Origin of the sequence: Mesorhizobium sp. M0029, assembly GCF_040323735.1 — a bacterium.
GTDB lineage: Bacteria > Pseudomonadota > Alphaproteobacteria > Rhizobiales > Rhizobiaceae > Mesorhizobium.
The window spans coordinates 602,654-627,379 of sequence record NZ_JAMYVF010000001.1 but is presented as its reverse complement, the minus strand read 5'-3'; the positions used below and the strand labels follow the sequence as shown (position 1 = coordinate 627,379).

Annotated in this window: 27 protein-coding genes; 18 read left to right on the top strand and 9 right to left on the bottom strand. The window is 62.6% G+C overall.

The window, feature by feature from the left end; translation table 11 throughout:
• Window positions 1-168 precede the first annotated feature (168 nt).
• From NKJ76_RS03080 to NKJ76_RS03035, 10 genes are read left to right on the top strand one after another with little or no spacing between them, the layout of a single operon-like run.
• Window positions 169-873: a heme-binding protein gene (locus tag NKJ76_RS03080; protein WP_023681122.1), complete on the top strand. Its 705-nt coding sequence runs from the start codon at window positions 169-171 to the stop codon at window positions 871-873.
• Entirely contained in the window at window positions 870-2,747 is a 1,878-nt protein-coding gene (locus NKJ76_RS03075; protein WP_023754468.1) for a methanol/ethanol family PQQ-dependent dehydrogenase, read from the top strand. The genes NKJ76_RS03080 and NKJ76_RS03075 overlap by 4 nt, the downstream gene beginning before the upstream one ends.
• Window positions 2,728-3,597, top strand: coding sequence for a substrate-binding domain-containing protein (locus tag NKJ76_RS03070; RefSeq protein WP_023754469.1), 870 nt, complete (start codon window positions 2,728-2,730; stop codon window positions 3,595-3,597). The genes NKJ76_RS03075 and NKJ76_RS03070 overlap by 20 nt, the downstream gene beginning before the upstream one ends.
• Window positions 3,594-4,127, top strand: coding sequence for a c-type cytochrome (locus NKJ76_RS03065; protein WP_023668011.1), 534 nt, complete (start codon window positions 3,594-3,596; stop codon window positions 4,125-4,127). Before NKJ76_RS03070 ends, NKJ76_RS03065 begins: the two co-directional genes overlap by 4 nt.
• The gene (gene coxB, locus NKJ76_RS03060) at window positions 4,124-5,137 is read left to right on the top strand and encodes a cytochrome c oxidase subunit II (protein ID WP_352444620.1); all 1,014 of its coding nucleotides are present in this window, start codon (window positions 4,124-4,126) and stop codon (window positions 5,135-5,137) included. Before NKJ76_RS03065 ends, coxB begins: the two co-directional genes overlap by 4 nt.
• Complete coding sequence (gene ctaD, locus NKJ76_RS03055) at window positions 5,134-7,104, top strand: cytochrome c oxidase subunit I (protein ID WP_023725519.1); 1,971 nt, start codon at window positions 5,134-5,136, stop codon at window positions 7,102-7,104. The genes coxB and ctaD overlap by 4 nt, the downstream gene beginning before the upstream one ends.
• Window positions 7,101-7,706, top strand: coding sequence for a cytochrome c oxidase subunit 3 (locus tag NKJ76_RS03050; RefSeq protein ID WP_023681116.1), 606 nt, complete (start codon window positions 7,101-7,103; stop codon window positions 7,704-7,706). Before ctaD ends, NKJ76_RS03050 begins: the two co-directional genes overlap by 4 nt.
• Complete coding sequence (locus tag NKJ76_RS03045; protein ID WP_023681115.1) at window positions 7,706-8,047, top strand: hypothetical protein; 342 nt, start codon at window positions 7,706-7,708, stop codon at window positions 8,045-8,047. The genes NKJ76_RS03050 and NKJ76_RS03045 overlap by 1 nt, the downstream gene beginning before the upstream one ends.
• Complete coding sequence (locus NKJ76_RS03040; protein ID WP_023681114.1) at window positions 8,044-8,922, top strand: cytochrome c oxidase assembly protein; 879 nt, start codon at window positions 8,044-8,046, stop codon at window positions 8,920-8,922. Before NKJ76_RS03045 ends, NKJ76_RS03040 begins: the two co-directional genes overlap by 4 nt.
• Window positions 8,903-9,319 (top strand): c-type cytochrome, encoded by a 417-nt coding sequence (locus tag NKJ76_RS03035; protein ID WP_023681113.1) that lies wholly within the window; start codon window positions 8,903-8,905, stop codon window positions 9,317-9,319. Before NKJ76_RS03040 ends, NKJ76_RS03035 begins: the two co-directional genes overlap by 20 nt.
• Before the next feature lies 1 nt (window position 9,320).
• Here NKJ76_RS03035 and NKJ76_RS03030 read toward each other — a convergent pair whose 3' ends face one another.
• The 8 genes from NKJ76_RS03030 to NKJ76_RS02995 all read right to left on the bottom strand — a co-directional run bounded on the left by NKJ76_RS03030 (window position 9,321) and on the right by NKJ76_RS02995 (window position 15,949).
• Window positions 9,321-10,127, bottom strand: a complete 807-nt coding sequence (locus NKJ76_RS03030) for a lanthanide ABC transporter permease protein PedC (protein ID WP_023713344.1) — start codon at window positions 10,125-10,127, stop codon at window positions 9,321-9,323.
• Window positions 10,124-10,849 carry a lanthanide ABC transporter ATP-binding protein PedB/LutE gene (locus NKJ76_RS03025; RefSeq protein ID WP_023754472.1) on the bottom strand — a complete coding sequence of 242 codons (726 nt, stop codon included), beginning with the start codon at window positions 10,847-10,849 and terminating at the stop codon, window positions 10,124-10,126. The genes NKJ76_RS03030 and NKJ76_RS03025 overlap by 4 nt, the downstream gene beginning before the upstream one ends.
• A complete protein-coding gene (locus NKJ76_RS03020) occupies window positions 10,846-11,808 on the bottom strand; it encodes a PQQ-dependent catabolism-associated beta-propeller protein (RefSeq protein WP_023729523.1) in 963 nt (320 codons plus the stop codon). Before NKJ76_RS03020 ends, NKJ76_RS03025 begins: the two co-directional genes overlap by 4 nt.
• A complete protein-coding gene (locus NKJ76_RS03015) occupies window positions 11,796-12,971 on the bottom strand; it encodes a lanthanide ABC transporter ABC transporter substrate-binding protein PedA1 (RefSeq protein ID WP_352536752.1) in 1,176 nt (391 codons plus the stop codon). Before NKJ76_RS03015 ends, NKJ76_RS03020 begins: the two co-directional genes overlap by 13 nt.
• A complete protein-coding gene (locus NKJ76_RS03010; protein WP_023668000.1) occupies window positions 12,968-13,639 on the bottom strand; it encodes an ABC transporter ATP-binding protein in 672 nt (223 codons plus the stop codon). Before NKJ76_RS03010 ends, NKJ76_RS03015 begins: the two co-directional genes overlap by 4 nt.
• Window positions 13,639-14,406: an ABC transporter permease gene (locus NKJ76_RS03005; RefSeq protein WP_023741839.1), complete on the bottom strand. Its 768-nt coding sequence runs from the start codon at window positions 14,404-14,406 to the stop codon at window positions 13,639-13,641. Before NKJ76_RS03005 ends, NKJ76_RS03010 begins: the two co-directional genes overlap by 1 nt.
• Before the next feature lie 10 nt (window positions 14,407-14,416).
• Window positions 14,417-15,451, bottom strand: coding sequence for an ABC transporter substrate-binding protein (locus tag NKJ76_RS03000; protein ID WP_031193032.1), 1,035 nt, complete (start codon window positions 15,449-15,451; stop codon window positions 14,417-14,419).
• A 156-nt stretch (window positions 15,452-15,607) separates the two neighbouring features.
• Entirely contained in the window at window positions 15,608-15,949 is a 342-nt protein-coding gene (locus NKJ76_RS02995; RefSeq protein ID WP_023696361.1) for a DUF768 domain-containing protein, read from the bottom strand.
• Window positions 15,950-16,137: 188 nt separating this feature from the next.
• Between NKJ76_RS02995 and NKJ76_RS02990 the strand changes: the two genes are divergently transcribed.
• From NKJ76_RS02990 to NKJ76_RS02975, 4 genes are all read left to right on the top strand, one after another.
• Entirely contained in the window at window positions 16,138-17,094 is a 957-nt protein-coding gene (locus tag NKJ76_RS02990; RefSeq protein WP_031214590.1) for an NAD(P)/FAD-dependent oxidoreductase, read from the top strand.
• Between the two features lie 165 nt (window positions 17,095-17,259).
• The gene (locus tag NKJ76_RS02985; RefSeq protein ID WP_352536751.1) at window positions 17,260-18,546 is read left to right on the top strand and encodes an SDR family oxidoreductase; all 1,287 of its coding nucleotides are present in this window, start codon (window positions 17,260-17,262) and stop codon (window positions 18,544-18,546) included.
• Window positions 18,546-19,028 (top strand): DUF2269 family protein, encoded by a 483-nt coding sequence (locus tag NKJ76_RS02980; protein ID WP_023733215.1) that lies wholly within the window; start codon window positions 18,546-18,548, stop codon window positions 19,026-19,028. The genes NKJ76_RS02985 and NKJ76_RS02980 overlap by 1 nt, the downstream gene beginning before the upstream one ends.
• A gap of 110 nt (window positions 19,029-19,138) precedes the next feature.
• Entirely contained in the window at window positions 19,139-19,465 is a 327-nt protein-coding gene (locus NKJ76_RS02975) for a low affinity iron permease family protein (RefSeq protein WP_023681103.1), read from the top strand.
• Window positions 19,466-19,680: 215 nt separating this feature from the next.
• Here the strand turns inward: NKJ76_RS02975 and NKJ76_RS02970 are convergent, their stop codons facing one another.
• Complete coding sequence (locus NKJ76_RS02970; RefSeq protein WP_023667991.1) at window positions 19,681-19,956, bottom strand: hypothetical protein; 276 nt, start codon at window positions 19,954-19,956, stop codon at window positions 19,681-19,683.
• A 217-nt stretch (window positions 19,957-20,173) separates the two neighbouring features.
• Between NKJ76_RS02970 and NKJ76_RS02965 the strand changes: the two genes are divergently transcribed.
• From NKJ76_RS02965 to NKJ76_RS02950, 4 genes are read left to right on the top strand one after another with little or no spacing between them, the layout of a single operon-like run.
• Window positions 20,174-21,280 carry an NAD-dependent epimerase/dehydratase family protein gene (locus NKJ76_RS02965; RefSeq protein WP_023733216.1) on the top strand — a complete coding sequence of 369 codons (1,107 nt, stop codon included), beginning with the start codon at window positions 20,174-20,176 and terminating at the stop codon, window positions 21,278-21,280.
• Entirely contained in the window at window positions 21,277-22,350 is a 1,074-nt protein-coding gene (locus NKJ76_RS02960) for a GDP-mannose 4,6-dehydratase (protein WP_023691444.1), read from the top strand. Before NKJ76_RS02965 ends, NKJ76_RS02960 begins: the two co-directional genes overlap by 4 nt.
• A complete protein-coding gene (locus NKJ76_RS02955) occupies window positions 22,347-23,639 on the top strand; it encodes a TIGR04295 family B12-binding domain-containing radical SAM protein (RefSeq protein ID WP_023824775.1) in 1,293 nt (430 codons plus the stop codon). The genes NKJ76_RS02960 and NKJ76_RS02955 overlap by 4 nt, the downstream gene beginning before the upstream one ends.
• The gene (locus tag NKJ76_RS02950) at window positions 23,624-24,724 is read left to right on the top strand and encodes a glycosyltransferase family 4 protein (protein ID WP_023681099.1); all 1,101 of its coding nucleotides are present in this window, start codon (window positions 23,624-23,626) and stop codon (window positions 24,722-24,724) included. Before NKJ76_RS02955 ends, NKJ76_RS02950 begins: the two co-directional genes overlap by 16 nt.
• The last annotated feature ends 2 nt before the right edge of the window (window positions 24,725-24,726 follow it).

Genomic DNA, 24,726 nt, shown 5'->3' with positions numbered 1-24,726 from the left:
TACGCGAGTTAGGCACTGACGCATTGGACGTATCCTCGCATTCTGCGGTCTGCCGGGGTGGTCCTTGTTATGTGAACGAATGCCAGGACAATGTATCGCTATCAGCTTTTCGTACCTCTTTTTGGCCTGCTGTTGCTGATGGGTGGCCTGTTCCACGGGCACGAGGCCATGGCGCAGGAACCCTGTCCGGCCGATCACGATAAGCTGCTTGCAGCCCTCAAAGCCAACGTGAAGGCAAGCGGCGGACCAGCCAATGGCGGCTTTGAAACCAACGAATGGGCAGCCATCGTTGCCCGTGACGGCACTGTCTGCGCGATTGCGTTCAGCGGCCCCACCCCCGACTCGCAATGGCCGGGAAGTCGGCTCATAGCAGCGGAGAAAGCCAACACGGCCAACGGTCTCAGCCTGGCTCAGATGGCCCTCTCGACGGCCAATCTCTATGCGGGGGTGCAGCCCGGCGGACCGCTATTTGGCCTGCAGGAGACCAATCCCGTCAACCAGGCCGCGGCCTATACGGGCGATCCCAAAACGTTCGGAAGCGCCGGCGACCCGCTCGTCGGCAAGCCGATCGGAGGCGTCGTGGTGTTTGGCGGCGGGCTTGCCCTCTACGACGGCAAGAGCATTGTCGGCGGCCTCGGCGTTTCAGGCGATTCCTCATGCGCCGATCACAATGTCGCCTGGCGTATCCGCGCGGCGCTCGGCTTCGACAAGGTCCCGGCAGGCGTCAATCCAAATCGCAAGGATGCCATTGTCTACGATCTGGACCCCGGCGGCAAAAGCGCTTCGGGCTGGGGCCATCCGCTTTGTGCCGGAACGGAGGCCGACATCGCGGCCGAACTCGGCGCCGGCGTGGGAGGCTCGATCAATAAATGAAAGCTATGCCGCAATTGGCATTAACGCGCGTTGACGTAGAACGACGTACCCGCAAATTGGCAGCCGGGAATTCCTTTGGCGCTATCCTTCTGGTGACGCTGCTCGCCTGCGTGCTGCTTCTGGGCGCTGCGTCCGAGCCTCCTAAAACACCAGCGATCGTACCGCCAGCCGCAGCCTCGCCACCCGATGACGGCCAATGGACGATGCCGGCCAAGAACTACGCGTCGACGCGCTTCAGCGAACTCTCCGAGATCAATGAAGGCAACGTCAAGAACCTGCAGGTCGCGTTCACGTTCTCGACAGGCGTGAACAAGGGCCAGGAAGCAGCGCCGCTGGTCGTCGGCAACACCATGTATATCGTGACGCCCTTTCCCAACTTCGTCTATGCGCTCGATCTCTCCAAGCCCGGCGCCCCGATGAAGTGGAAGTACGAACCCAATCCCGAGCCGGCGGCACAGGGAGTGGCCTGCTGCGACGTCGTCAACCGCGGGGTGGCATTCGCCGACGGGCGCATTTTTTTCAATACGCTGGACGGCCACACGATTGCCCTTGATGCGAACACGGGCAAGCCGATCTGGAACACTCATGTCGGCAACATCAACATCGGCGAGACCATCACCATGGCGCCGCTTGTGGTGAAGGGCAAAGTGCTGGTCGGCAATTCCGGCGGCGAGATGGGCGTTCGCGGCTGGGTAAAGGCGCTCGACGCCGGCGACGGTCATGTCGTCTGGATCGCCTATAGCACCGGGCCGGACAAGGACGTGCTGATCGGATCGGACTTCAAGCCGCACTACGACATGGACAAAGGCAAGGATCTTGGCGTCACGACGTGGCCGCCGGAAGCCTGGAAGATCGGCGGCGGCAACATGTGGGGCTGGATTTCCTATGATCCCGATCTGAACCTGATCTTCCACGGCACCGGCAATCCCGGACCATGGAATCCGGATTTGCGGCCGGGCGACAACAAGTGGACGTCTGGCATTTTCGCGCGCGATCCCGACACCGGCGCGGCGAAATGGTTTTATCAATGGAGCCCGCATGACCTCCACGATTATGACGGCATCAACGAGCAGATCCTGCTCGACATGTCCTGGCAGGGCAAGCCGCGCAAGGTGCTGATCCGGCCGGAGCGCAACGGCTATCTCTACATCCTCGACCGGACAACCGGCGAGGTGCTGTCGGCAAAACCGTTTGGTCCGGTCAACTCCAGCAAAGGTGTGGATCTGAAAACCGGTCGGCTGATCGTAAACCCGGACAAGAAGACCGGCACCGGCAAGGTCGTTCGCGATATCTGTCCGACGGCGTCGGGCCTCAAGGACTGGCAGCCTTCCGCGTTCTCGCCGAAGACCGGCCTGCTCTACATCCCGCACAACAACCTGTGCATGGATGAAGAAGGCGTCGAGGTGAACTACATTGCCGGCACGCCCTATGTGGGCATGAACGTCCGCATGATACCAGGGCCCGGCGGTAATCGCGGCGCCTTCACCGCCTGGGACATCGCCGCGGAGAAACCCGCCTGGAGCCTCAAGGAGAATTTCCCGGTGTGGAGCGGCGCGGTGGTGACCGCCGGCGACGTTGTCTTCTATGGCACGATGGAAGGCTGGTTCAAGGCGGTCAGCGCCAAGACCGGAGACCTGCTTTGGCAGTTCAAGACCTCGTCCGGGATCATCGGCCAGCCCATCACCTATCGTGGTCCCGACGGGCACCAATATGTCGCCATCCTCTCAGGCGTCGGCGGCTGGGCCGGCGCCATTGTATCGGGCGATCTTGACCCGCGTGACGCCACCGCCGCGCTCGGTTTCGTCAATGCCATGAAGGATCTGAAGAACGCGACAACCTCGGGAGGCACGCTTTATGTGTTCCGGCTGCCTTGATGGATTGTACTTGACCGTAGGTCCGGCGCGAAAGGGGTGTCAACGGCTGGCGATCGGCATGGCCGCGATCGCCTTCGTGTTCTTGACGGCCACAGCCGACGCACGTGAGCTGAGGGTCTGCGCCGATCCGAACAACCTGCCGTTCTCCAACGCGGCAGGTCAGGGCTTCGAGAACAGGATCGCCGAAATCGTTGCGTCCGATCTCGGCGCCAAGCTGACCTATACCTGGTGGGCGCAGCGTCGCGGCTTCATCCGCAACACGCTGAAGGCGGGCCTGTGCGATCTCGTGCCGGGCACGCCGAGCAACCTCGAAATGCTGCGCACCACCACGCCCTACTACCGATCGTCCTATGTCTTCGTCACCCGCAGGGACGGCCCCGACGTAGCATCGTTCAATGATCCGCGGCTGCGCGACATGCGGATCGGTGTTCAGCTCATCGGCGACGATGGCGCCAATTCGCCTCCGGTCCAGGCGCTTGGCCGCCGCGGTATCGTCGGGCACCTCGTTGGCTATCCGGTCTATGGCGACTATTCCGCCCCCAACCCGCCGGCGCGCATCGTCGAAGCGGTGGCGAGTGGCGAGATCGACCTTGCCGTGGTCTGGGGCCCCCTCGCCGGCTACTTCGCCGCCAGGCAGAAGGTGCCGCTCCGCATCACGCCGGTTGCGCCCCGCATCGACGGACCGCAACTGCCGATGATCTACGACATCTCGATGGGCGTCCGCCGCGAAGACGATGCGCTGCGCGGCGATGTCAATGGCGCCCTCTCCAGGCACAAGGTCGAGATAGATGCCTTGCTGTCACAGTACGGCGTGCCGCGCCTCGATGCCTCGGGGAGCCCGGTGCGATGAGAGCCGTTGTGGCCATGCTCCTGTTTCCAGTCCTGGCGCTCGCTGCCTGCCAGCGCGAGGAACGTGACACGCGCCCGCAATCGGCGCTCGGATCGGGCGAGCAGCCGACGCCTGTGACCACGCTGGAGCCCGGCGGACAGCGCCCCCCCGCCAGCGATAACAAGGCGGCGAGCTTCGAGGCCAACGCCTTCCATATGAGCGAAGGGAAACGGCTTTTCGGCTGGTTCAACTGTTCGGGATGCCACGCCAATGGCGGCGGCGGCATGGGGCCGGCCCTGATGGACCAGAAGTGGCTCTATGGCAGCTCGATCGAAAGCATCCATGCCACGATCCGCGACGGTCGGCCAAACGGCATGCCGAGCTTCCGCGACAAGATTCCCGACGACCAGATCTGGGAGCTTGCGGCTTTCGTGCGCTCGCTGAGCGGCAACGCGCCGTCTTCCGCCGCGCCGCAACGCAATGACGACATGATGGCGCATCCGTCGGAAAACCGCATGCCCGACGCGGCCACGCTGGGGAAGTCGCCGTGAAACGTCTCGTCTCGATGGCGTTCGCCACCGCCGGCGCTCTGTTGCTCCAGGGATGCGCGGGCTGGCAATCCGCCCTCGACCCGAAAGGTCCCGCGGCGAGCGAACTGGCATGGCTGATCTGGTTCTTCACCGCGCTCTGCGCCGTGGTGTGGGTGCTGGTGATGATCGCCCTCGTCGTACCCTTGATGATGCGGTCGCGCGCGCAGGCGGAGCCGCTCGCGATCAAGGCCGGCGCCGACGACCGGAAGCTGCGCGCGGTGATGACCGCCGTCGGGTTGACCGCCATTGTCCTGATCGGACTGACCTTGCTGAGCTTCTTCGCCAACAGGACGCTCGCCGCGATCGGCTCGGATGCCGCACTGACCATTCGGGTCACCGGCCATCAATGGTGGTGGGAGGTGCGCTATGAGGATGCCACGCCAAGCCGGATCCTGACCACGGCGAACGAGATCCATATCCCCGCCGGGGAGCCGGTGAAGCTTCTTCTGACCTCGACCGACGTCATCCATTCCTTCTGGATTCCGAGCCTTTCGGGCAAGCTCGACCTCATTCCCGGCCACATGAACGTGCTCGACCTCAAGGCAGACAAGCCTGGTGTTTACCGAGGTCAATGCGCCGAGTTCTGCGGGGCGCAGCACGCAAACATGGGCACCTTCATCATCGCCGAGCCGCGTGCGAAGTTCGACGCCTGGTGGAACGACCAGTTGCAGCCGGCAGCTACTCCGACGGGGGACGAGGCCAAGGCCGGCCAGGATCTGTTTCTGAAGCGCCCTTGCGTGATGTGTCACAGAATAGGCGGCACGCCTGCCGGAGGAACGGTCGCCCCCGACCTCACCCATATAGCCAGCCGGCAGACGCTTGCCGCCGGGACATTGACGATGAGCCGCGGCAATCTCGCCGCCTGGATAGCCGACCCACAGGGCATCAAGCCCGGATCCCACATGCCGGTGGTGGAGCTCAGCGGCGACGAACTCAACGCCATGGTCGCCTACCTCGAGGCGCTTAAATGAGCAGCGCGGACCTCACAAGCGAACGCGACCTGCCGCGCGAAACGCCCGCCACAGGCGACGTCGCACCCGAGCATGACGGACCGCGCGACACCGGCATGGACGATGCCAGCCTGGATCGCTGGCTGGCGCGGACATGGCGCACGCCCCCCGGCATCATCGGCGCGCTGTCGAGCGTCGACCACAAGGTCGTCGCACGGCGCTATCTGATCACCGCCTTCGTGTTTCTGTGCCTGGGCGGGCTCAACGCTGTCGCCATGCGCATCCAGCTCTCAGGGCCGCAGCGCGGTCTGATCGGCCCGGACCTCTACAACCAGCTGTTCACGATGCATGGTGTGACCATGATGTTCCTGTTCGCCGTGCCCATCGTGCAGGCGACAGGCATCTATCTCGTCCCGCTGATGGTCGGCAGCCGCAACATCGCCTTTCCCCGCCTGAACGCGTTCAGCTACTGGATCTATGTTTCGGGCGGTATATTTGCCTGGGTGTCTTTCGCGCTCAACATGGCGCCCGACGTCGGCTGGTTTGCTTATGTGCCGCTGTCAGGCCCCGAATTCGCGCCGGGCAAGCGGGCCGACGTCTGGGCCCAGATGATCACTTATACAGAAGTATCCTCGCTGGCGGTCGCGGTGGCAACCATCGTCACCGTGTTCAAGCAGCGAGCCCCCGGCATGTCGCTGGACAGGATTCCGCTCTACGTCTGGGCAATGCTGGTTACCTCCTTCGTCGTCGTCTTCGCCATGCCCGCGGTGATGATCACCTCGACCTTCCTGATCCTCGACCGGCTGGTCGGCACACATATCTTCAACCCCGCCGAGGGCGGCGACGCACTGCTCTTCCAGCATCTGTTCTGGTTCTTTGGCCATCCCGAGGTCTACATCATCTTCCTGCCGGCGACGGGCATGGTCTCCGCGATCATCCCGGTCTTCGCCCGGCGTCCCGTGTTCGGGCATCTCGGGCTGGTCTTGTCGCTGATCGCCGTCGGTTTCCTTTCGTTCGGCCTCTGGGTCCATCACATGTTCGCGACGGGGCTACCCAAGCTCGGCGCCAGCTTCTTCACCGCGTCGAGCATGCTGATCGCCATCCCCAATGGCGTTCAGATCTTCTGCTGGCTGGCGACCTTGTGGGACGGCAGGCCGGTGATCCGCACGCCGCTGCTGTTCGTGTTCGGCTTCTTTTTCATCTTCGTCATCGGCGGCCTCACCGGCGTCATGCTCGCTTCGGTGCCGCTGGACCTCCAGGTGCACGACACTTATTTCGTCGTCGCCCATTTCCATTACGTGCTGATCGGCGGTTCGGTCTTCCCGCTGCTGGGCGCGGCCTATTTCTGGTTCCCCAAGATCAGCGGCCGCATGATGAGCGAGCGTCTCGGGCGCTGGCATTTCTGGCTGGCTTTCATCGGCTTCAACGCGGCTTTTTTTCCAATGCATCTCGTCGGGCTCTGGGGCATGCCACGAAGGGTCTACACCTATCCGGCCGAGCTTGGCTGGGGCAACATCAACCTGTTCATCAGCGCTGGCGCGGTGCTCTTTTTCCTCAGCTTCGTACTGTTCACTTTCAATCTTGTACACGGCGCGTTGAAGGGCGCGCTGGCCGGAAACAATCCCTGGGATGCCGGTACGCTCGAATGGGCGACGTCTTCGCCGCCGCCAAGCTATAATTTCGCGCGGATACCGATTGTCACACATGTCGAGCCGCTCTGGGCCGAACGGGAGGCGATGCCTGTGGCGACCGGACTCCGCGTCGATGTCCGTGAGCTATTGATCTCAACCGTGGCGGAAGCCCACCCCGACATTCGCGAGAAATCGGCGACACCGTCGATCTGGCCGCTGCTGGCGGCAATCGCCGTCGGCGGTACGTTTGTCTATTCGATCTTCACGCCCTGGGCGATCGTCTGGGGCGCCGCGCCGATCGCCATCACCTTGATCGGCTGGTTCTGGCCCAAGGACGACCCGGAGGATGAGGGATGAGTGAGCGTCCCAGCTTGGATCTTTCGGACCTCCCAACCTTTGGACATGGTCCGCGCAGCCCGACTTGGTGGGGAACGCTCGGCTTCATGGCGCTGGAAGGCATGGGCTTTGCGTTGGCCGCCGGCGCTTATCTCTATCTCGCCACTTTGTGGCCCAACTGGCGTCTAAGCGCCCCGCACCCCAACCATTGGCCCGGAACGATCGTCACCATCCTGTTCATTATCAGCGTGGTGCCGAATCACATCCTCCACGGCCATGCCAAGCAATGCGCGATCGTGCCGGTGCGGATCGGGCTGGTGGTGATGTCGCTGCTCGGTCTGGCCCCGCTTGTCGTGCGCTGGTTCGAATTCCCGGCGCTGAACATCTACTGGGACACGAACGCCTATGGTTCGATGCTCTGGGTGCTGCTCGGGCTGCATACCACACACCTGATCACCGATGTCGGCGACACCATCGTTTTGACGGTGCTGATGTTCACACGCCATGGCTATAGCGGCCGGCGCTTCGGCGATGTCGGCGACAATGTCTTCTATTGGGATTTCGTGGTGCTGACCTGGATCCCGATCTATCTGCTCATCTACTGGATGCCGAGGCTAGGCTGATGCGTGCGTTGAAAATGGGAACGTCCTGGGGTGGTCTTCTGTCGGGGCCGATGGCTTGGGCAATCTCGACGCAGCTGAACTACGCACTCGTACCATGGCAGTGCAACCGCCAGGTGCCGGTGGTGCTTCCCGTGGCACTGGTGCTCGCCGTGCTTTCGCTGCTCGGCGGTGCCTTGTCATGGCGGGCGAAGCGGCAGGGCGGCGCCGCCTTCAAGCCTGAGCGCACGCGCAGCACCGAGCAGTTCGTCGCCGATCTCGGCATGCTTGCGGCATTGCTGTTTGCCCTCGTCATCATCATGCAAGGCAGCGCGGCTCTCATTCTCGACGAGTGCCTGCGATGAGCTTCGACGCGTTCTTCTCGACCTCGATCTGCTACGGCGCCGGCGCGCCCGAGGCCGGATGGACGCTCGCATTTCCCATCACGTTTCCGCTGGCCGCGATTGCCTTCCTTTATGCCATCGGAGCGACTCGGTTGTGGCGCCGCAGCAGCCGAGGCCGTCCCGAGCGGATGCGGCAGGCGTTGTTGTTCGCCGCCGGTTGGGGCGTGCTGACGGCAGCACTGGTCAGCCCCATCCATGCGCTCGGCGAGCGGGTGTTTGCCGCCCATATGATCGAGCATGAACTGCTGATGGCGGTGGCGGCGCCTCTCCTTGTCGCCGCGTGCCCAGGCGCAGTCCTGCTCTGGTCCTTGCCGGCCTCACTTCGCCGCGGAACGGGCAAGCTCACGCGCGCAAAGACGCTGCAATCGGTTTGGGCCCTGGTGATCCGCCCCCTCAACGCGACGATCATTCACGGCGTCGCCATCTGGATCTGGCACATTCCGGCGTTGTTCCAGGCAGCGCTCCAGCAGGGCTTTCTCCATTATGCCCAGCATGCGAGCTTCCTCGGCACAGCCTTGCTGTTCTGGTGGGCGCTCCTACCGCGCCCCGGTCGACAGCAAACCTATGGCAACTCCGTCATGCATCTTTTCTTCACCTCGCTTCATACCGGCCTGCTCGGTGTCCTGCTGCTGATGTCGCCCAAACTCTGGTATCCGGAGAATGGCGCCGGCGCGGCATTGTGGGGAATGACCGCGATCGAGGACCAGCAGCTCGCCGGATTGGTAATGTGGGTTCCGGCAGGCTTGATCTATGGCGGCGCCGCCTTGCTGCTCGCCGGCCTCTGGATAAGCAGCAGCGCAACCAGGGAGGCAACACATGCGCTCCGACCTGGGTAGGCTGATCGGGGGCGCCCTTGCCGCAATCCTGCTGCTGGCTGCGGCTGTCGCAGCGGCGACTTTGTGGTCCGACAGGCGCGAGCGCGTCCGGCACGAGTCGGATGCGGCGACCGGCGGCGTAGGCGCCCGCGCCATTCCAATCATGACGGCGAATGGCTGCTCCGGCTGCCATACGATACCCGGCGTGCCGGGTGCGCAAGGCCAGGTCGGACCCCGCCTAGACGGTGGCCTTGCCGACAGGGTCTTTATCGGTGGCCTGCTGGCAAACAATCCGGAGAACATGATCCGCTGGATACGCTCGGCGAGGGAAGTCAATCCGCACACGGCCATGCCGTCGACGAGGATCACCGAGCAACAGGCGCGGGACATCGCCGCTTATCTCTATGCTTTGAGGTAAATCAGCCCTCGCCGCCGCGCCGGGACCACAAGCCCCGGCCGGGGTCATAGCCGATGACCGCCGCGAGGAAGAAGGCGATGAGGCAGCCAAGGACCACAACCGCCGCGACAGGATCGAACCGCAGATAGAGCGCGAAGCGTATCAGCTCGACCGCCGAGCTGAACGGGTTCCAGGCGGCGATTGTTGCCAGCACCGGTCCCGCCTCGGCAAGCCGCCACAGCGGATAGAGCGCCGTCGAGGCAAAGAACACCGGAAAGATGACGAAATTCATGACACCGGCAAAGTTCTCCATCTGTGTCGAAACCGAAGAGACAAGCAGTCCGAACGCGCCAAGCATGAGGCCCGCCAGCACGAGCGCCGGAAATACCGCGACGTAGCCGAGAACGGGCGGCCGCACATCCCAGAAACGCGCGATCAACAGAAACAAGTAGACCAGCGGCACGCCAACGATCACGCTGGCCAGCAGGCGCGCCGCAAGCAGGTACCAGCGCGGCAATGGTGCGGTCAGCAACAGGCGCATGCTGCCCATCTCGCGATCGTAGACCATGGCCAGCGAACTCGCCATGGCATGGAAGAGCAGCATCATGGCCGCTAGCCCAGGCACCACATATACGTCATAGAGAACATAGGTCTGGTAGGGTGGCGTTATCGACAGACCGAGAACGGAGCGGAAGCCAGCGGCAAAGATTGCCAGCCAGACCAGCGGCCGCACCATCGCCGAGAGCAGCCGGCCGCGTTGCCGCAACGTGCGCAGCATCTCCCTGCGCAGGATGCCGTTGAGCGCGCGCACTGCGTGAGACGTTTTCATTCGGACTCCGTCAGCGACGCGAAGGCCTCGCCCGTGCTCGCCACACCGAGATCGGCAGCCAGCCGATCGGCGCGGCCGGCCCACCGGATTGTGCCTCGATGCAGCACCACCACATCGTCATCCGCCGTTAGTTCCTCCAGAAAATGTGTTGCCCACAGGACGGCAATGCCGCGCTGGCGGCAAAGCTCCCGCACGTGCCGCTCGAGCGCGTGGCGGCCCGGCACGTCGAGCCCGGTGGTCGGCTCGTCCAGCAGCAAAAGGCGTGGGCTATGCATCAGAGCGCGTGCTATCTCGACACGGCGACGCTGCCCCCCGGAAAGCGCTCGGGCAGGATCGTCGATCCTGTCCAGCACATCCAGCCGGCCGAGTTCGTGGATGGAGCGCTCCTTGCTCAAGGCCTGGCTAAGGCCATGCAAGGCCGCGTGGTAACGCAGGTTCTCGCGGGCTGTCAGATCGAGATCGAGGGTCGGCAACTGGAAGACGACGCCCATCTGCGCCAACGCGGCGGACGGGTTGACATCCATCGCCTGGTCGAAGACATGCACCGAGCCGGAGCGGGCGTGATAAAGACCGGTGATCAGCGAGAACAGCGTCGTCTTGCCGGCGCCGTTGCGGCCTAGCAAGATGCACATCCTGCCTTGGGCCACAGAGAAGGAGACGCCGTCGAGAACCCGCCGGCTTCCGAAACTATGGCCCAGATTCTCGACCGATAAGGCGTTCATGGCCCGATCACGACGCCCCACGGCCCCCGCCCTACCGGCAGCGATTTCACCACCTCCTGGTTTTCCAGATCGATAAACGAAATATCGCCGGAATTCCCGTTTGCGCTGACCAGGCGCTTCTCGTCGCCGGAGAGCGCAACGTGCCAGGGTCGTTGACCAACAAGGTAGAGCCGACGGACCGCCAGCGTTTTCACATCGACTTCCGCAATCCTGTTGGCGGGGCCGAGCGCCACATAGACGGTCGTGCCATCGCGAGACGTCGCCATGCCGACCGCCTGCACACCCTCGCGTCGTATACCCGGCACCTCGAACTCGACTTTGCCGGTCTGCGCGCGCGTTGCCGTGTCGAAGACGGTGACAGTGCCCCGGATCTCCGAGGACACCCAGAATTGCTTACCGTCCGGCGAGAATAAAGCCGCGCGCGGCCGGGTATCGACCAGCAGATTGTCGACGAGTTCAAGCGTGCCTGCGTCGATCAGATGCACCATGCTGGTGGTCTCCGAAGTGCAGGCGACATAGCGGCCGTCGGCGCTGGCCGCCATTCCTTCCGGTTCGACGCCGACATCCACGGTACCGATGACCTTGGCCGCGGCGATGTCCACCACCGACACCAGATTGTCATTCTCGTTGGCGACGAACAGCCGCTTGCCATCGGGATGGACTGCGAAGAATTCCGGATCGGCTCCCGAAGGCAATTCCCCAACGACCCGCCGCTTCGCGACGTCGACCACGTCGATGCGGTTGTCGTCGCCTTCCGCGACGAACAGCATCTTGTTGTCGATCGACAGTGCCAGCCCGCGTGGACGGCGGCCGACATCGATCGTCGCCAGCAAAGTCATTGTCACGCCGTCGACGACCGCGACGGTATTGTCCTGCTCATTGGAAACGTAGATGGTCTCGGCGGCGGCGGGAGCAGCAAGAGCGAACGCCGCCAACAACAGCGTCATCAGAACTTGCATGTGCTCTCCTCCAGGTCGATGCCCAGCGTGTCGAGCGGCGTGCGCTGATGCAGGAAACCCGGTTGCGGTGAGCTGGAAATCAAGAGGCGAGGCCCGGCGATCAAAATGGGCTGGCGCATCTGTCCGTCCCAGGGACGGAAACTAAGCCCCTGCCCCTTGAAGCCAGCGAGAAGAAACGCGTCGCCGCGTATATATCTGCCGATTGCCGCGGGATCGAGACTGTGCAGGCGCGTCGCCGCTTCGCCGATACTGCGCACAGCGAGCCAGGCCGCGTAGTCGCTGGGCAACATCCAGCGCCCTGCCTGCCTGTGGAAACGGTCCTGCAGTTGCGTGGCGCCCCATTCCTCGCTGACAGCGCTCCAGCCTATGGCGACAAGCCCTTGCGTGCCGGCGACGATTCTCGGCAGCGCAGTGCGGCCCTCCAGATAGGCGCCGAATTCATCCGCCTCGTCGGCGACCACGAGCACATCATAGTCGCTGACCTGCGTGACCGCCGGTATTTCGGTCTGCAGCGTGACATGCCCTGTATCGGCACGTCCGTTGGCGGGCCTGAATGTCCACGGCTGGTCGATCGTGATCTCGGCTCCGAAGCGAGCCGCCGCCCGTCGAAAGGCCGCAGCCATCGCCTGATCTTGCGAATGCGGCCCCACAAGCAGGAACCAACGCTGCCAGCGCTTCCAGGCGAGATATTGCGCCAGCCCGTCGGCGAGCATGGCGCGGCTCGGGATCGTGTGCAGGACGTTCCGACGGCAGTCCTGTTGGCGAAGCACGTCGTCCGGCGCCCGGCTGTTGAGCAACGTCATCTGCTCGGCACCGGGCGCGGCACTGGCCTGTAGAAGCTGACTGGCGTCGAGATCGGCGACGACAAAGGCGATGCCGGCATCGGCGAATTGTCTTACCGCGTCGTCCGGCGTTTCGGTTGGTTTCAATATTCTTTCCTCCAGCCGAAATTTCTGCCCAAGAAACCGGCCGGTGCTTTCGTCGTCGGCAATGCCCAGCCGAGCGCCTTGCAGGCCGCCGTCAGTGACGGTTTCATCAAGGGGTCCCAGGGGCAGAGCCGTTTTGCGCTCCTGGCCGATATACCCGATCACCATCGTCTGTTGCTCGGTGGCGCCAGGGCCGGTGATCAGCAAAAGAAAGAGAAGGCCCAGCAACAGTCTCATTGTGTCGCCCCCAGCCCAAAGCGCGACGATCCCGCTTCATGGCCACCAGAGATTGCGACATCGCGCACGATGCGCGCCGGCGATCCCTCCAGAACAATAACCCGATCACCCAGCGACGAGGCATAGGCGAGATCATGCGTAACCAGCAGCGTGGTAGTCCGCCGACTGGCGAAACAATCCTGCAGCAGGCGGCGCATGGCTTGCGCGGTCGCCTCGTCGAGTGAAGCGAATGGCTCGTCGAGGAGCAGGAGCGCAGGCTCTACGGCGAGCGCCCGGGCAAGCGCTACGCGCCGGGCCATGCCGCCCGAGAGTCGCTGCGGATAGCTCTTCTCATTGCCTTTCAGGCCGACAGCGGCAAGCCACCGGGCCGCATCGGGCGCGCGATCCGGGATGGCCATCTCTACATTGCGCAAGGCGGTGAGCCAGGGCAGCAGCCTCGGTGTCTGGAACAGCATGCCTATCGGAAGCGGTCGTCCGCTCACGCTGCCGCGAAATTCGCGGTCGACGCCCGAAACGATCGACAGCAGCGTCGACTTGCCGACACCGGAAGGGCCGGTCAGGACGCAGACCTGTCCGTCGGCTATATCAAGCGACAGCGCGCGAAAGATCGTCCGGCGCTGTCCGTCGTCACCGGGGAAAGTCTTGTCCTCGATCCTGATCCTCAGCATCAGCGTCGCCAGGCGAACAGACGACGTTCCAACGGCACAAGCAGTCCATACTCTATGGCAAGCATCACAACGCCGAAGCTGATCGCATAGGCAAGGATGTGGGTGACGTCGAAGTTCTGAAAATAGACCTGTAGCTGGAACCCGACGCCGTTGGAGCGGCCGAGCAGTTCGGCGAGCAACACGATCTTCCACGTCAATGCCAGCCCGCTGCGCAGGGTGACGAGAAAGAACGGCGCCAATTGCGGCAGCACGACATGCTGCAGCTTTGCAGCACGCCCGAAGCGATAGAGCTCAGCCATTTCGGCAAAGTCCTTGTCCAGCCGGCTGGCGCCTTCACGAATAGTCACCACGACATTGGGGATCTTGTTGAGCGCGACCGCAAGGACAAGCGCGGTCTCGGCAAGACCAAGCCAGATATAAATTAGAATGACCGTGATCAGCGCCGGCATGTTGAGGAGTAAGACGATCCAAGGCCTCATCCATATGTCGGCTCTGTGCGAGCGGCCTGCCGCGTAGCCAAGGGCCGCGCCGATGAGTATTGCCGACCCGAGGCTTGCCACGACGCGCGCAAGCGAGATGCCCAAATGGTATGGCAGCTCGCCCCGAACCGCTTCGTGCAGGAGAACCGAAACAACCTGGACCGGACCAGGAAACAGCCGATCGGCGGCGATCGATGATGCAATCTGCCAGACGAGCACCATGGTCAGCAATGCCGCAGCCGATTGCCAACGCTGCATTGTGATGGGGAACGCTGGGACATCGGTCATTGGCGCGAGCTCAAGCCGGTATGGCCCGGAAGACACCAGGATCGAGGCTCGTCGCCTTGCCGACCAGATCCTCGCCGCCCAATTTGGCCAGGATTGCAAACAACCGGGCCGCGCCATCACGTTCGTCTTTGCCGAAACGACGAGGGATTCCGGCTCGATAGGCGGCGCGTAACGCCGCCTGTAGGTGAGGATCGTCCGTGCCCAATTGAGGCGCGAGCACCCGCCACTCGTCGTCCGAAGACTCGAGCAGCGACTTCGCTGCCGCGGTCGCGCTCGTGAATCGCGCGAGGGCTATCGGGTTGGCCCGCGCCCAGCTTTCATGGAAGACGTAGCCGAGCATCGGCAAGTCCACGGATACGCCAAGCCCCTGCAGGATTTGCGCGACACTGAGCAGAGGCCTTGCCCCCTCTGACTCGAGACGAGCGGCGAAATTCCAGAACGTCAGCAGTGCATCCAGTCGCCCCGCCAGAAATTCCTGCTCCAACAAAGGCGGCGCGCCGAACACTGGCTCCACCTCTTCAGCAAGATCGCGCTTCACCTGACGGAGGCCGAGCGCGCGCAACAGGATCCAGCTTTTGTCCAGCGGACCACCTGCGATCCCCAGCCTTTTGCCCTTGAGGTCCGCAAGAGTTCGAATGGACGAGCCTTGCGGCAGTTCCAGCGCGCCGACGGCACGAGAATAGGGATAGAACACCAGATCAGCGCCTTCGCTGCGCTGGCGCATGACCCACACCCAGTCCGAAACGATGACGTCGACGCTGCCCGCCAGCAATGCGGTCTTACCGACTTCGGTCCCGGCAAGCCGCTGAGCCTCGATTGATACGCCGTGCACAGCGTCCAACGCATGTCGCCGCATGACGTCAACTTCCCAGGCGGCGGTGCCAAATCCCAGCACGCCAAATCGCACGAGCGGCGATGGCTGTGGCGCGGCTTCAGCGGAAGCACCCAATAGCCAGCAACAAATACCCGCAAGAGCGGCCCGCCGCGAGATGTGACCCTGATCATGCCGGGTCAGCCATTCGCCTGGAAGGGTAGCAGTCAGCACGGGCGCACCGGGTGTGAAGGAACTTTCCTAACGCGGTGGCGGCAGGAATGTTCCTCGATGGTGCATGGAACTAACGGGAAAGCACCTAAGGTCCGTTTTTCGGCTCGTACGGCAGTCCGGGGGCTTGTTCAGGCGAACAGAAGAAGGTGTCAGGGGCTACGGTCCGCTCTTGGCATCATCGACCTCCAACGCGTCCATTACAGGTGCCGGATCGCTCTTTTCGGAGCTCGGGCTCTGCACCCCGGACCCGGCGTTCTCGATCGCTTGCACGATAGCATCTTCGATGTTTCCGAGTTCGTCCTCCCTTACTTCACGCCCATAACCAGCCACCTCGGCATCCTGCTCGAATTGCTGAGCGAGCACCGCGACGCTGACTTCCTCTCGACCAGGAAGTGTGCCGACATTCTCCTGTAGCCAGTTTTGAAAAAACTCTCTGGTCGCGCTCATCTCAGACCACCCTTTCGCCAAACTAAGCGCGACGGTGAGCCGAAGTTCCATGATGCGTTCACTTTCCCAGTGGTGCTGTACTCACAGCGTTGGGAGCCACGAGGTTTTTGCAGGCTTGATGAGGCAGTGGCCTTTCTCTTCACGACTCGATTGGAGTTCACTCTTATTGTGCAGTGTGCATCCTGATTGCGTCCATTTCGACCCTGTGGAACAAGCTCGTTGAGTTGAAGTTAGGCCCGATGCCAAGCTTTTCGGGCGAACCAAGTTTTTCGGGCGAACAAGTTTTTGACGTTGCCATCGTCGGCGGCGGCCCCGCGGGGCTCGCTGCAGCCATGTATTTAGCCAGGTTTCTGCGTTCGGTGATCTCGCTCGACGCGGGGCATGCGCGTGCCAAGCTCATCCCAAAATCCCGTAACTGTCCCGGCTTCCCCGACGGCATCAGCGGGGAAGAACTGCTCGGCCGCCTACGAGCCCAGGCACAGCTATACGGCGCGAGCCTTGTCCATGGTTGCGTAGGCCACGCCGAAAAACGCGAGGGGTTTTTTGTTCTGACGACCACCTGCGGGATTGTCCAAGCAAGGCGCGTGATTCTGGCAACGGGCATTGTGGACAAGGCACCTCCCATTGAAAGACTGGAGGAGGCGATCGCAACCGGCATTGTCAGACTGTGCCCGGTTTGCGATGCATATGAGGCCCGGGGTAGCCGCATCGGCGTTGTTGGTCCGGAGCATCTCGCCGTCAGGGAGGCTCTGTTCCTGAAGGGATATGGCAGTCAGGTCGCCTTGCTCGCCAATAACCAGGATGATGTTTCCGAAGCTGCCCGCGGCGCCGCCTTGGCAGGCGGAGTTGAAATCTGGGACGCTGTCGATGACCTGATCCCTCGACGAACCGGGTTCGATGTCGTCATGGCCGAGGGCGCCCCGATGCGCAACATCGATGTGGTGTACCCTTCGATGGGCAGCGACGTACGCTCCGAACTAGCGGTTGCTCTGGGGGCTAACTGTGACGCAGAAGGCTATGTCCTGGTCAACCGACACCTTGAGACTTCAACGCCAGGACTCTATGCCATTGGCGACGTGGCCGAGGGGCTCAATCAAATTGCTGTTGCGTTCGGAGACGCCGCCAAGGCTGCAACTCACATTCATAACGACCTCCGCGATTGCGCCGAGCCGGCGACGAACTTCCGGCGAAGTTGACCTGCAGATGCGAACGCACCGTACCGGCTCACCTTTGGCTGCGTTGATGCCCGGAACCTGTTCCACCCGGCGTGAGACTACCGGCTTCGGCTTTGCTAGAGTTGTCCCAGGCGCAGCCGCTGGGTTGATGGACGGGCACGCGCTGGCGAACGGCTGGAGGAAGGAATGAAAATTCTCGTCACCGGCGCGTCAGGTCTGATTGGAGCCGCGCTTTGCGCGCGCCTGGCCGGCGAGAGTCATGAAGTGGTTCGCGTGCTTCACCACGCAGACACTGGCGTCCACCCGGAGATCCAAACCGTTTCCCTGGATATGGCGCGGGGCTTGCGACCTCAGGACTGGACCCCCTACCTCGCCGGTGTGGACGCCGTCGTAAACTGTGCCGGCGTCCTGCAGGATAGTGCCCGGGAAAACACCCGGCATGTCCATTCTACCGGCGCCTCGGCTCTCTTCACCGCGTGTGAGCAAGAAGGTGTGAACAAGGTGATCCACTTTTCTGCCATCGGGGTCGATCGCCAGCAGCCGTCCGCCTTTTCCGCCAGCAAGCTCGCCGGCGATGAGGCACTGATGGCACGTAGCCTTGACTGGGTCATCCTGCGCCCCTCCGTAGTACTGGGAAGGCCGGCCTTCGGCGCAAGTGCACTGTTTCGCGGCCTCGCGGCGTTGCCGCTCTTGCCGTTGATGCCCGGCACGGGCCGTCTCCAAGTCGTCCAACTCGATGACGTCATCTCCACCGTCCTGTTCTTCCTCAAACCCGGCAGCCCATCGCACCTCACGCTGGACCTGGCTGGGCCCGAGGCACTTTCGATGAGCGAGGTCGTGGGTCGCTATCGCCGCTGGTTCGGATGGAGCAGTGCTCGGGAGTTCATCTTGCCGAATTGGGCCGCAGCTATCTTGTACAGGTTCGGGGATGCCGCGGCTCAGCTGGGCTGGCGCCCGCCGATGCGCAGCAATGCAGCAAAAGAGATTGCCCGTGGCGCTGTCGGCGATCCCCAACCCTGGATGACGGCGACCGGCATTCAACCATCAAGTCTTACATCTGCACTGCGTTTAAACGCTGCGACGGTGCAGGAGCGATGGTTCGCCGGTCTTTACTTCGTCAAGCCGGCGCTCTTTGTCATCTTGCCGCTCTTCTGGATCATGACGGGCATCATTTCCCTCACTGCCGGCTGGCGCAGCGGAGTTGACTTGCTGATTGGCACTGCTGCCGGCCCCTTGGCCGAACCGGCGGTAGTCGCCGGCGCGCTGGCTGACATCGCCGTCGGGGCGCTTATCGCCTGGCGCCCAACCAGCCGGCTTGGTCTTTTCGGCGCAATCGCGGTATCGCTTTTCTATGCGATCGCTGGGAGCATTCTGCGGCCGGATCTTTGGCTTGAGCCACTCGGGCCGTTGATCAAAATCCTCCCGATCCTCGTTCTGCATTTTGCAGCGCTGGCCATTCTGGAGGAACGCTGATGACGTACTTCGTGCTTAAATACCTGCACGTGATCGGCGCTGCTGTGCTGCTCGGAACTGGTGCCGGCATTGCTTTTTTCATGCTTTTGGCACACCGGACCGGGAATGCCGCGACGATCGCAGCTGTCGCCCGAATTGTCGTGCTGGCTGATTTCCTGTTCACGGCTACGGCCGTTGTCGCACAACCTCTGACCGGACTGGGCCTCGCTAGGGTTGCGGGGTATTCGCTGTCCGAAGGATGGATCGTTCTCTCGATCCTGCTCTACATCTTAACGGGCCTGTTCTGGCTGCCTGTCGTGTGGATACAGATCGAGATGCGAAATCTAGCCACACAGGCCGCACTCTCCAACCAACCTCCTCCCGAGCGCTACCATCAGCTGTTCAGACGCTGGTTTGTCTTCGGCTTCCCAGCTTTCGGCGCCGTGCTCGCCATTTTCTGGCTGATGATTGCGCGCCCGGCAATCGTGTGGTCATCGTTGTAGCTGCGATCGGCAAGCACTGCGCCGTGAATTCATCCGTCGCGCCTAGCTGGCTCGTGCCGGCGCGATGCACTGCGGTCGGGAACCACGGTCACTGCCGCGAGTTCTTTCGCATGGCCAATCATCCCGTCACCGGCGTGCTTACCTCAATCGGCACATTAACCTCCCGCCCCGCGGCATTCCTGATCCTGTTGGTCTACGCAATCCTTTGGATGATCTTCGAGCGACAGACCCTGGACTGGCATGGAGCGGCTACCTTGTTTACGTGGGCCATGACGCTGTTCATCCAGCGTGCCGAGCACCGCGACACTCAGGCCATTCACGCCAAACTGGATGAGATCCTGCGATCAGACCACAATGCCTCGAACATCACGCGGATCGACGATGAAGAGCCCGAGGAAATCGAAAAACACCGCCACCGCAGGCAGCAGGACGACTGATGAGCGGCGTTTTGGTTTCACGGCAGGACGAGTAGCGGGTTTCCAGCTTTTGACGCCTATCCAGCCCCGCCGCCTCCTGAGCTCAGGGCCAAGGCCTTCGATCCTTGCTGCGGCTGTGGTTCAGCGACGGAAGGATCGGAGCCCCTATTGTTCCACCGCATCCAGAAAAATTGGCCCGAGAACCAGGTCGGGCAAATCGGCCGGCTCGAAATGCGTCATTCGCCTTTCTGGTTGCGCTCAACGAACTTGTTGAAACGGCTGGTTTGTCCGTCACCAGTCTTGGACTGGTAAAGAAAGGCCAGATCGTTCTCGTCGAATATGCGGAAGAACTCGTCCCATTCGACCGGCTCGAATGCTTCCTCGGGTTTGCCGAAGTCGATCCGCAGGATGCCGCCCGCGCCTTTGGTGCGAACCACTGCCGGCCGTCCATCCCGCTCCTCGGCCCATTTGCGGATTTCGTCGTGATTGGTGGTCGTTTGCGACTGGGACATTGAAATCTCCTTTGATCATCGGCGTTGCCAAAATCGGGCATCGTCGGGGCTGCCGGCGTCCTAACAGCACAAGGGCGGCAATGTTCCGGCACGGCGCGGCGAGCGCGATGTGGCTGCTTCCGAACGAAGCCGGCCAAAGGAACTTTGTTGAAGCCAAGGGAACAAACCTTTTGCCGAAAAGTTCGGGTCGCCAAGATTACCTGTCTGAGGAGTGGTCGTGAAACGGATATTGGTTACAGGGGGCTGCGGCTTCATCGGCCGGCATGTCGCCCAGGAATTGATCGAGCAGGATTATTCGGTTCGCATTTTGGATGTGCTGCTGGAGCAGGTGCACGCAGGCGAAACAGTCGCCCTTCCCGCCGGGGCCGAGCTGATCAAGGGCGACATTCGGGACCGGGAGGCGGTCGCCAAGGCGCTGGAAGGCGTTGACGCGGTCATTCATCTGGCCGCGGAAGTCGGCGTCGGACAGTCGATGTACGAGATCGCGCGCTATGTCGGCACCAACGATCTCGGCACCGCGACGCTGCTCGAGGCGCTGATCAAACATCCGGTCGAGCGCATTGTCGTCGCCTCATCGATGAGTGTCTATGGCGAGGGCCTCTATGCTACATCGGACGGCCGGCGCATCGACAATGCCCGGCGCAAGGCGAGCGACATCAAAAACGGGCAGTGGAATCCGCTGTCGCCGGAAGGCGAGCCCCTCTCCCCCCTGCCGACGGACGAGGAAAAGCCGGTCGATCTCGCCTCTATCTATGCACTGACGAAATACGCCCAGGAACGCGCCGTGCTGATCTTCGGCGAAGCCTATGGCATCGATACGGTCGCGCTGCGCCTGTTCAACGTCTTCGGCGCCGGCCAGGCGTTATCGAACCCCTATACCGGCGTGTTGGCCAATTTTGCTTCGCGTCTCGCCAACGGCCAACGTCCAATGATCTTCGAGGATGGCGAACAGAAACGCGATTTCGTCCATGTGGATGACGTCGCCCGCGCCTTTCGTCTTGCGCTGCAGCAACGCCAGGCAAGGGGTCACGTCATCAACATCGGCAGCGGCCGAGCCTATGCTATCAGCGACGTCGCGCGGGTACTTGCCGAGGCCATGGGAACGCCGGACCGCTCGCCAGAGTTGCTCGGCAAGGCGCGCTCCGGGGATATCCGCAACTGCTTCGCCGATATTTCCAAGGCCCGTGAGCTGCTCGGTTTCGAGCCGAGGCAACAACTGGAGAATTCGCTCGCCGATTTCGTTTCCTGGGTGCGCAACTCGTCCGCCATCGACCGCGGCGCCGACATGAAACGCGAGCTTGAAGAACGTGGGCTGGTGTCATGAATACGCGCAATCGACGCGACGCGCCCGTCGCCATTGTCGGCGGCAGCGGCTTCATAGGATCGAACCTGGCCGACAGCCTGTTGTCGGATGGCGAGCCGGTGCTGGTGATCGACAATCTCAGCCGCCCCGGCGTCGAACAGAACCTTGAATGGCTGGCGCAGAAACACGGAAGCCGCCTCATGGTCGAAACGATTGACGTGCGCGACGCCAACGCGCTTGCGCCCGTTCTGAAGAGTTCCAAGGCGATCTTCCACCTGGCCGCGCAAACCGCCGTCACAACGAGCCTGGTCCAACCGGACGAGGATTTCGACATCAACCTTCGAGGAACGTTCAATGTCCTCGAGGCGGCGCGGCTGAGCAGTGAGTTTGTTCCGGTGGTCTTCGCCAGCACCAACAAGGTCTATGGCAGCCTGCCAGACGTCGCGGTTCGCGAGGACGGCGATCGTTACCTGCCTTGCGACGGCATCATCCAAGCGAATGGCATCGACGAGACCCACGGCCTGGATTTCTGCACGCCCTATGGCTGCTCCAAAGGCGCGGCGGACCAATATGTGCTCGACTATGCCAAATCCTACGGCATGCCGACGGCGGTGCTGCGGATGAGCTGCATTTACGGGCCGCGCCAGTTCGGAACCGAGGATCAAGGCTGGGTCGCGCACTTCCTGCTGAGTGCGCTGACGGGACGTCCAATCACCATTTACGGCGACGGCAGACAAGTGCGCGACATACTGCACGTCTCCGATGCGGTCGCCGCCTACAGGGCCACGCTCGATCGTATCGAGACGACCAAAGGCCAGGCATTCAATCTTGGCGGCGGCCCCGATAATGCGATCAGCCTGCGCATGCTGTTGAGCGAGATCCGTAGCTTGACCGGCCGTGAGCTTTCGATCCGCCATGATGGCGAACGCACCGGCGATCAGCCCTTCTTCGTCGCCGACACCCGCAAGATCAAAGCGATGCTTGGCTGGAAAGCTCGTGTTTCATGGCGCGAAGGCATTCGCGATCTCGCAGACTGGCTGCAACAACACCGGCTCCAGCCTCGCCCCGAAGTCGTGAGGTACGTCGCATGAAAATCGCCCTGGTAAACCCGTTCTGGACCTACGACGACAGCATTTATTTCGGCTGCCGCCAACCACATCTCCCGCTGGAACTCGGCTATTCGAAATCCCTGCTCGAAACAGCCGGCCATGAGGTGTTGATGCTGGATGGGCAATTGCAGAAGCTCGACAACTCGGACCTCTCCGAGCGTGTGGCTGATTTCGCGCCTGCAATGACGGTCGTCAGTACCGCCCCGACTTATCTGTTCTGGCGCTGCGCACCACCCGAGTTGCGCGTGCCGGCCGATTTCCTCAACCGTCTCGCCGGGCGCGGTGGACGCACAGTCGCGGTCGGGCCGCATGGCTCGGCTACGCCCGCGCCAACCTTGCGCAAGCTTGGCGTCGACATTGTTGTGCGCGGCGAATGCGAGGAAATCGTCGCGGAACTTGCCCGGCGCGACGACTGGAGCGCGGTGCCCTCGACCGCTTACCTGCGCGAGGCCAAGGTGGTTTTGACCGGCGGCGTCCACGCCAGCTCGTTTGTCGATCATCCGCCACTCCAATGGCCATCAGACTGGATCGCTGCCCATTCGCATCACCATCACAGGTTCGATGACAATCAGGTTGGGTTCGGCGCGGAGGTCGAAGCATCGCGCGGTTGTCCCTACAATTGCAGCTTCTGCGCCAAGATCGATTTCCGCGATGCCTATCGCCGCCGAAACCACGAGGCGGTCATAGCGGAAATCGATGGGCTGATTGCCCAGGGCGTCGGCTACATTTATTTCATCGATGAAATCTTCCTGCCGCAGAAAGCGCTGCTGGAAGCGTTGATCGATCGCGACGTGAAGTTCGGTGTGCAGACCCGCATCGACCTTTGGAAACCCGATCTGCTGGAACTGCTCGGTGCGGCTGGCTGCGTCTCCATCGAGGCCGGCCTCGAAAGCCTGACCGTGGAAGGTCGAGCGATGCTGGCGAAACGCTGCCGGCTGGGTACCGAGGAACTTGCCGCGCTGCTCGTCAATGCCAGGCGTCACGTTCCGTTCGTACAGGCCAATCTGATCGGCGTCGTCGAGGATGACCCTGCCCTTGTGGACTACTGGCGAACGCACCTGATCGACAACGGCGTGTGGGCCAATGAACCCGTACCGCTTTATCCATATCCGAGTTCGCCAAGCTATCGCGAGCTTTGGGGCGAACCCGACGACCTCGCCTGGGAGCGCGCCCATGATCACTATCTCGCATCATTCCAGAAGTTCAGCGACATCCAGGAAAGGCGCCCGCGTCCGCTGGCGGAACTGGAGGCGACATGTTGCGGACACTGACGCCGCGCTCGCGGCGCATCCTGATGACGGTCGACGCCGTGGGCGGCGTGTGGCGCTATGCGCTCGACCTGGCCAGGGAACTTGTCAATGGCGGCGATAGCGTGGTGCTTGCCGGTCTCGGTCCGCCACCGTCCAGGCAGCAGGCCGACGAGGCGGAGGCTTTCGCGAAGCTGATCTGGCTCAACACGCCGCCGGATTGGATGACCCGGAACGGCGGTGATCTCGACGCGCTGCCTCGGGAGTTGCATGCGCCCATGCGCGACCACGCCATCGACCTTGTCCATTTCAACGCGCCTTCGCAGGCGGCGGGATTCGACGCGCCATGCCCGGTCGTGGTGGTCTCCCATTCCTGCGTGACGACTTGGTTCCATGCGGTCAGAGGACAGGCGGCGGATGGGGCATGGGCCTGGCAGAAGGAGCGCAACAGACGCGGCATGGATCGGGCCGACGCGGTCATCGCGCCGAGCCGCAGCCATGCCGACATGCTAGAGACCTGCTACGGCCCGATCGCGCGCTTGAGTGTGGTCACAAATGGTGCCCGTCCTCTGCCGAAGGCCGAAAAGCATCAACCGCTCGTCTTCGCCGCTGCCCGCTGGTGGGACGAGGGCAAAAATGCGGCGGTGGTCGATCAGGCGGCGTCCCTGACGCGATGGCCTCTGTTTGCCGCCGGTTCGACGAACGGCCCAAACGGCGAGCATGTCAGCTTCAGCCATGCTGTTCCTCTGGGAGCAGTGCCGTCCGATGAGGTGCGTTCGTTGATGGCTCGCGCGGGTATTTTCGTATCGCCATCGCTCTACGAGCCATTCGGCCTGGCCGCGCTGGAAGCCGCCATGTCGGCTACGCCCCTGGTGCTTTCCGATATCGCCACCTATCGCGAACTATGGGACGGGGCCGCGATATTCTTTGACGCGCGCGATCCGCACGATCTCGCTGCCTGCCTCAACCGTCTCTCCAGCGATGCCGAGCTCCGGCGAGAGCTTGGCCAGGCAGCCATCCGACGCAGCCGCAGGTTTAGGCTGACAAAGCAGACAGCGGCTATGCGCGGCGTGTACGACAAAGCGGCCTTAGCGATGGCGGAGCGCTGATC

Bases quoted from the DNA above. Each gene is read 5' to 3' on its own strand.
- NKJ76_RS02995 (WP_023696361.1), bottom strand. From the start codon at position 15,949: ATGGAACTTCGGCTCACCGTCGCGCTTAGTTTGGCGAAAGGGTGGTCT.
- NKJ76_RS03020 (WP_023729523.1), bottom strand. From the start codon at position 11,808: ATGCAAGTTCTGATGACGCTGTTGTTGGCGGCGTTCGCTCTTGCTGCT.
- NKJ76_RS03015 (WP_352536752.1), bottom strand. From the start codon at position 12,971: ATGAGACTGTTGCTGGGCCTTCTCTTTCTTTTGCTGATCACCGGCCCT.
- NKJ76_RS03045 (WP_023681115.1), top strand. From the start codon at position 7,706: ATGCGTGCGTTGAAAATGGGAACGTCCTGGGGTGGTCTTCTGTCGGGG.
- NKJ76_RS02960 (WP_023691444.1), top strand. From the start codon at position 21,277: ATGAATACGCGCAATCGACGCGACGCGCCCGTCGCCATTGTCGGCGGC.
- NKJ76_RS03080 (WP_023681122.1), top strand. From the start codon at position 169: ATGGCGCAGGAACCCTGTCCGGCCGATCACGATAAGCTGCTTGCAGCC.
- NKJ76_RS03030 (WP_023713344.1), bottom strand. From the start codon at position 10,127: ATGAAAACGTCTCACGCAGTGCGCGCGCTCAACGGCATCCTGCGCAGG.
- NKJ76_RS02950 (WP_023681099.1), top strand. From the start codon at position 23,624: ATGTTGCGGACACTGACGCCGCGCTCGCGGCGCATCCTGATGACGGTC.
- NKJ76_RS03050 (WP_023681116.1), top strand. From the start codon at position 7,101: ATGAGTGAGCGTCCCAGCTTGGATCTTTCGGACCTCCCAACCTTTGGA.
- NKJ76_RS02990 (WP_031214590.1), top strand. From the start codon at position 16,138: ATGCCAAGCTTTTCGGGCGAACCAAGTTTTTCGGGCGAACAAGTTTTT.
- NKJ76_RS03070 (WP_023754469.1), top strand. From the start codon at position 2,728: ATGTGTTCCGGCTGCCTTGATGGATTGTACTTGACCGTAGGTCCGGCG.
- NKJ76_RS03040 (WP_023681114.1), top strand. From the start codon at position 8,044: ATGAGCTTCGACGCGTTCTTCTCGACCTCGATCTGCTACGGCGCCGGC.
- NKJ76_RS03075 (WP_023754468.1), top strand. From the start codon at position 870: ATGAAAGCTATGCCGCAATTGGCATTAACGCGCGTTGACGTAGAACGA.
- ctaD (WP_023725519.1), top strand. From the start codon at position 5,134: ATGAGCAGCGCGGACCTCACAAGCGAACGCGACCTGCCGCGCGAAACG.
- NKJ76_RS02985 (WP_352536751.1), top strand. From the start codon at position 17,260: ATGAAAATTCTCGTCACCGGCGCGTCAGGTCTGATTGGAGCCGCGCTT.
- NKJ76_RS02955 (WP_023824775.1), top strand. From the start codon at position 22,347: ATGAAAATCGCCCTGGTAAACCCGTTCTGGACCTACGACGACAGCATT.
- NKJ76_RS02975 (WP_023681103.1), top strand. From the start codon at position 19,139: ATGGCCAATCATCCCGTCACCGGCGTGCTTACCTCAATCGGCACATTA.
- NKJ76_RS03035 (WP_023681113.1), top strand. From the start codon at position 8,903: ATGCGCTCCGACCTGGGTAGGCTGATCGGGGGCGCCCTTGCCGCAATC.
- NKJ76_RS03010 (WP_023668000.1), bottom strand. From the start codon at position 13,639: ATGCTGAGGATCAGGATCGAGGACAAGACTTTCCCCGGTGACGACGGA.
- NKJ76_RS03025 (WP_023754472.1), bottom strand. From the start codon at position 10,849: ATGAACGCCTTATCGGTCGAGAATCTGGGCCATAGTTTCGGAAGCCGG.
- NKJ76_RS02980 (WP_023733215.1), top strand. From the start codon at position 18,546: ATGACGTACTTCGTGCTTAAATACCTGCACGTGATCGGCGCTGCTGTG.
- NKJ76_RS03065 (WP_023668011.1), top strand. From the start codon at position 3,594: ATGAGAGCCGTTGTGGCCATGCTCCTGTTTCCAGTCCTGGCGCTCGCT.
- NKJ76_RS03005 (WP_023741839.1), bottom strand. From the start codon at position 14,406: ATGACCGATGTCCCAGCGTTCCCCATCACAATGCAGCGTTGGCAATCG.
- NKJ76_RS02970 (WP_023667991.1), bottom strand. From the start codon at position 19,956: ATGTCCCAGTCGCAAACGACCACCAATCACGACGAAATCCGCAAATGG.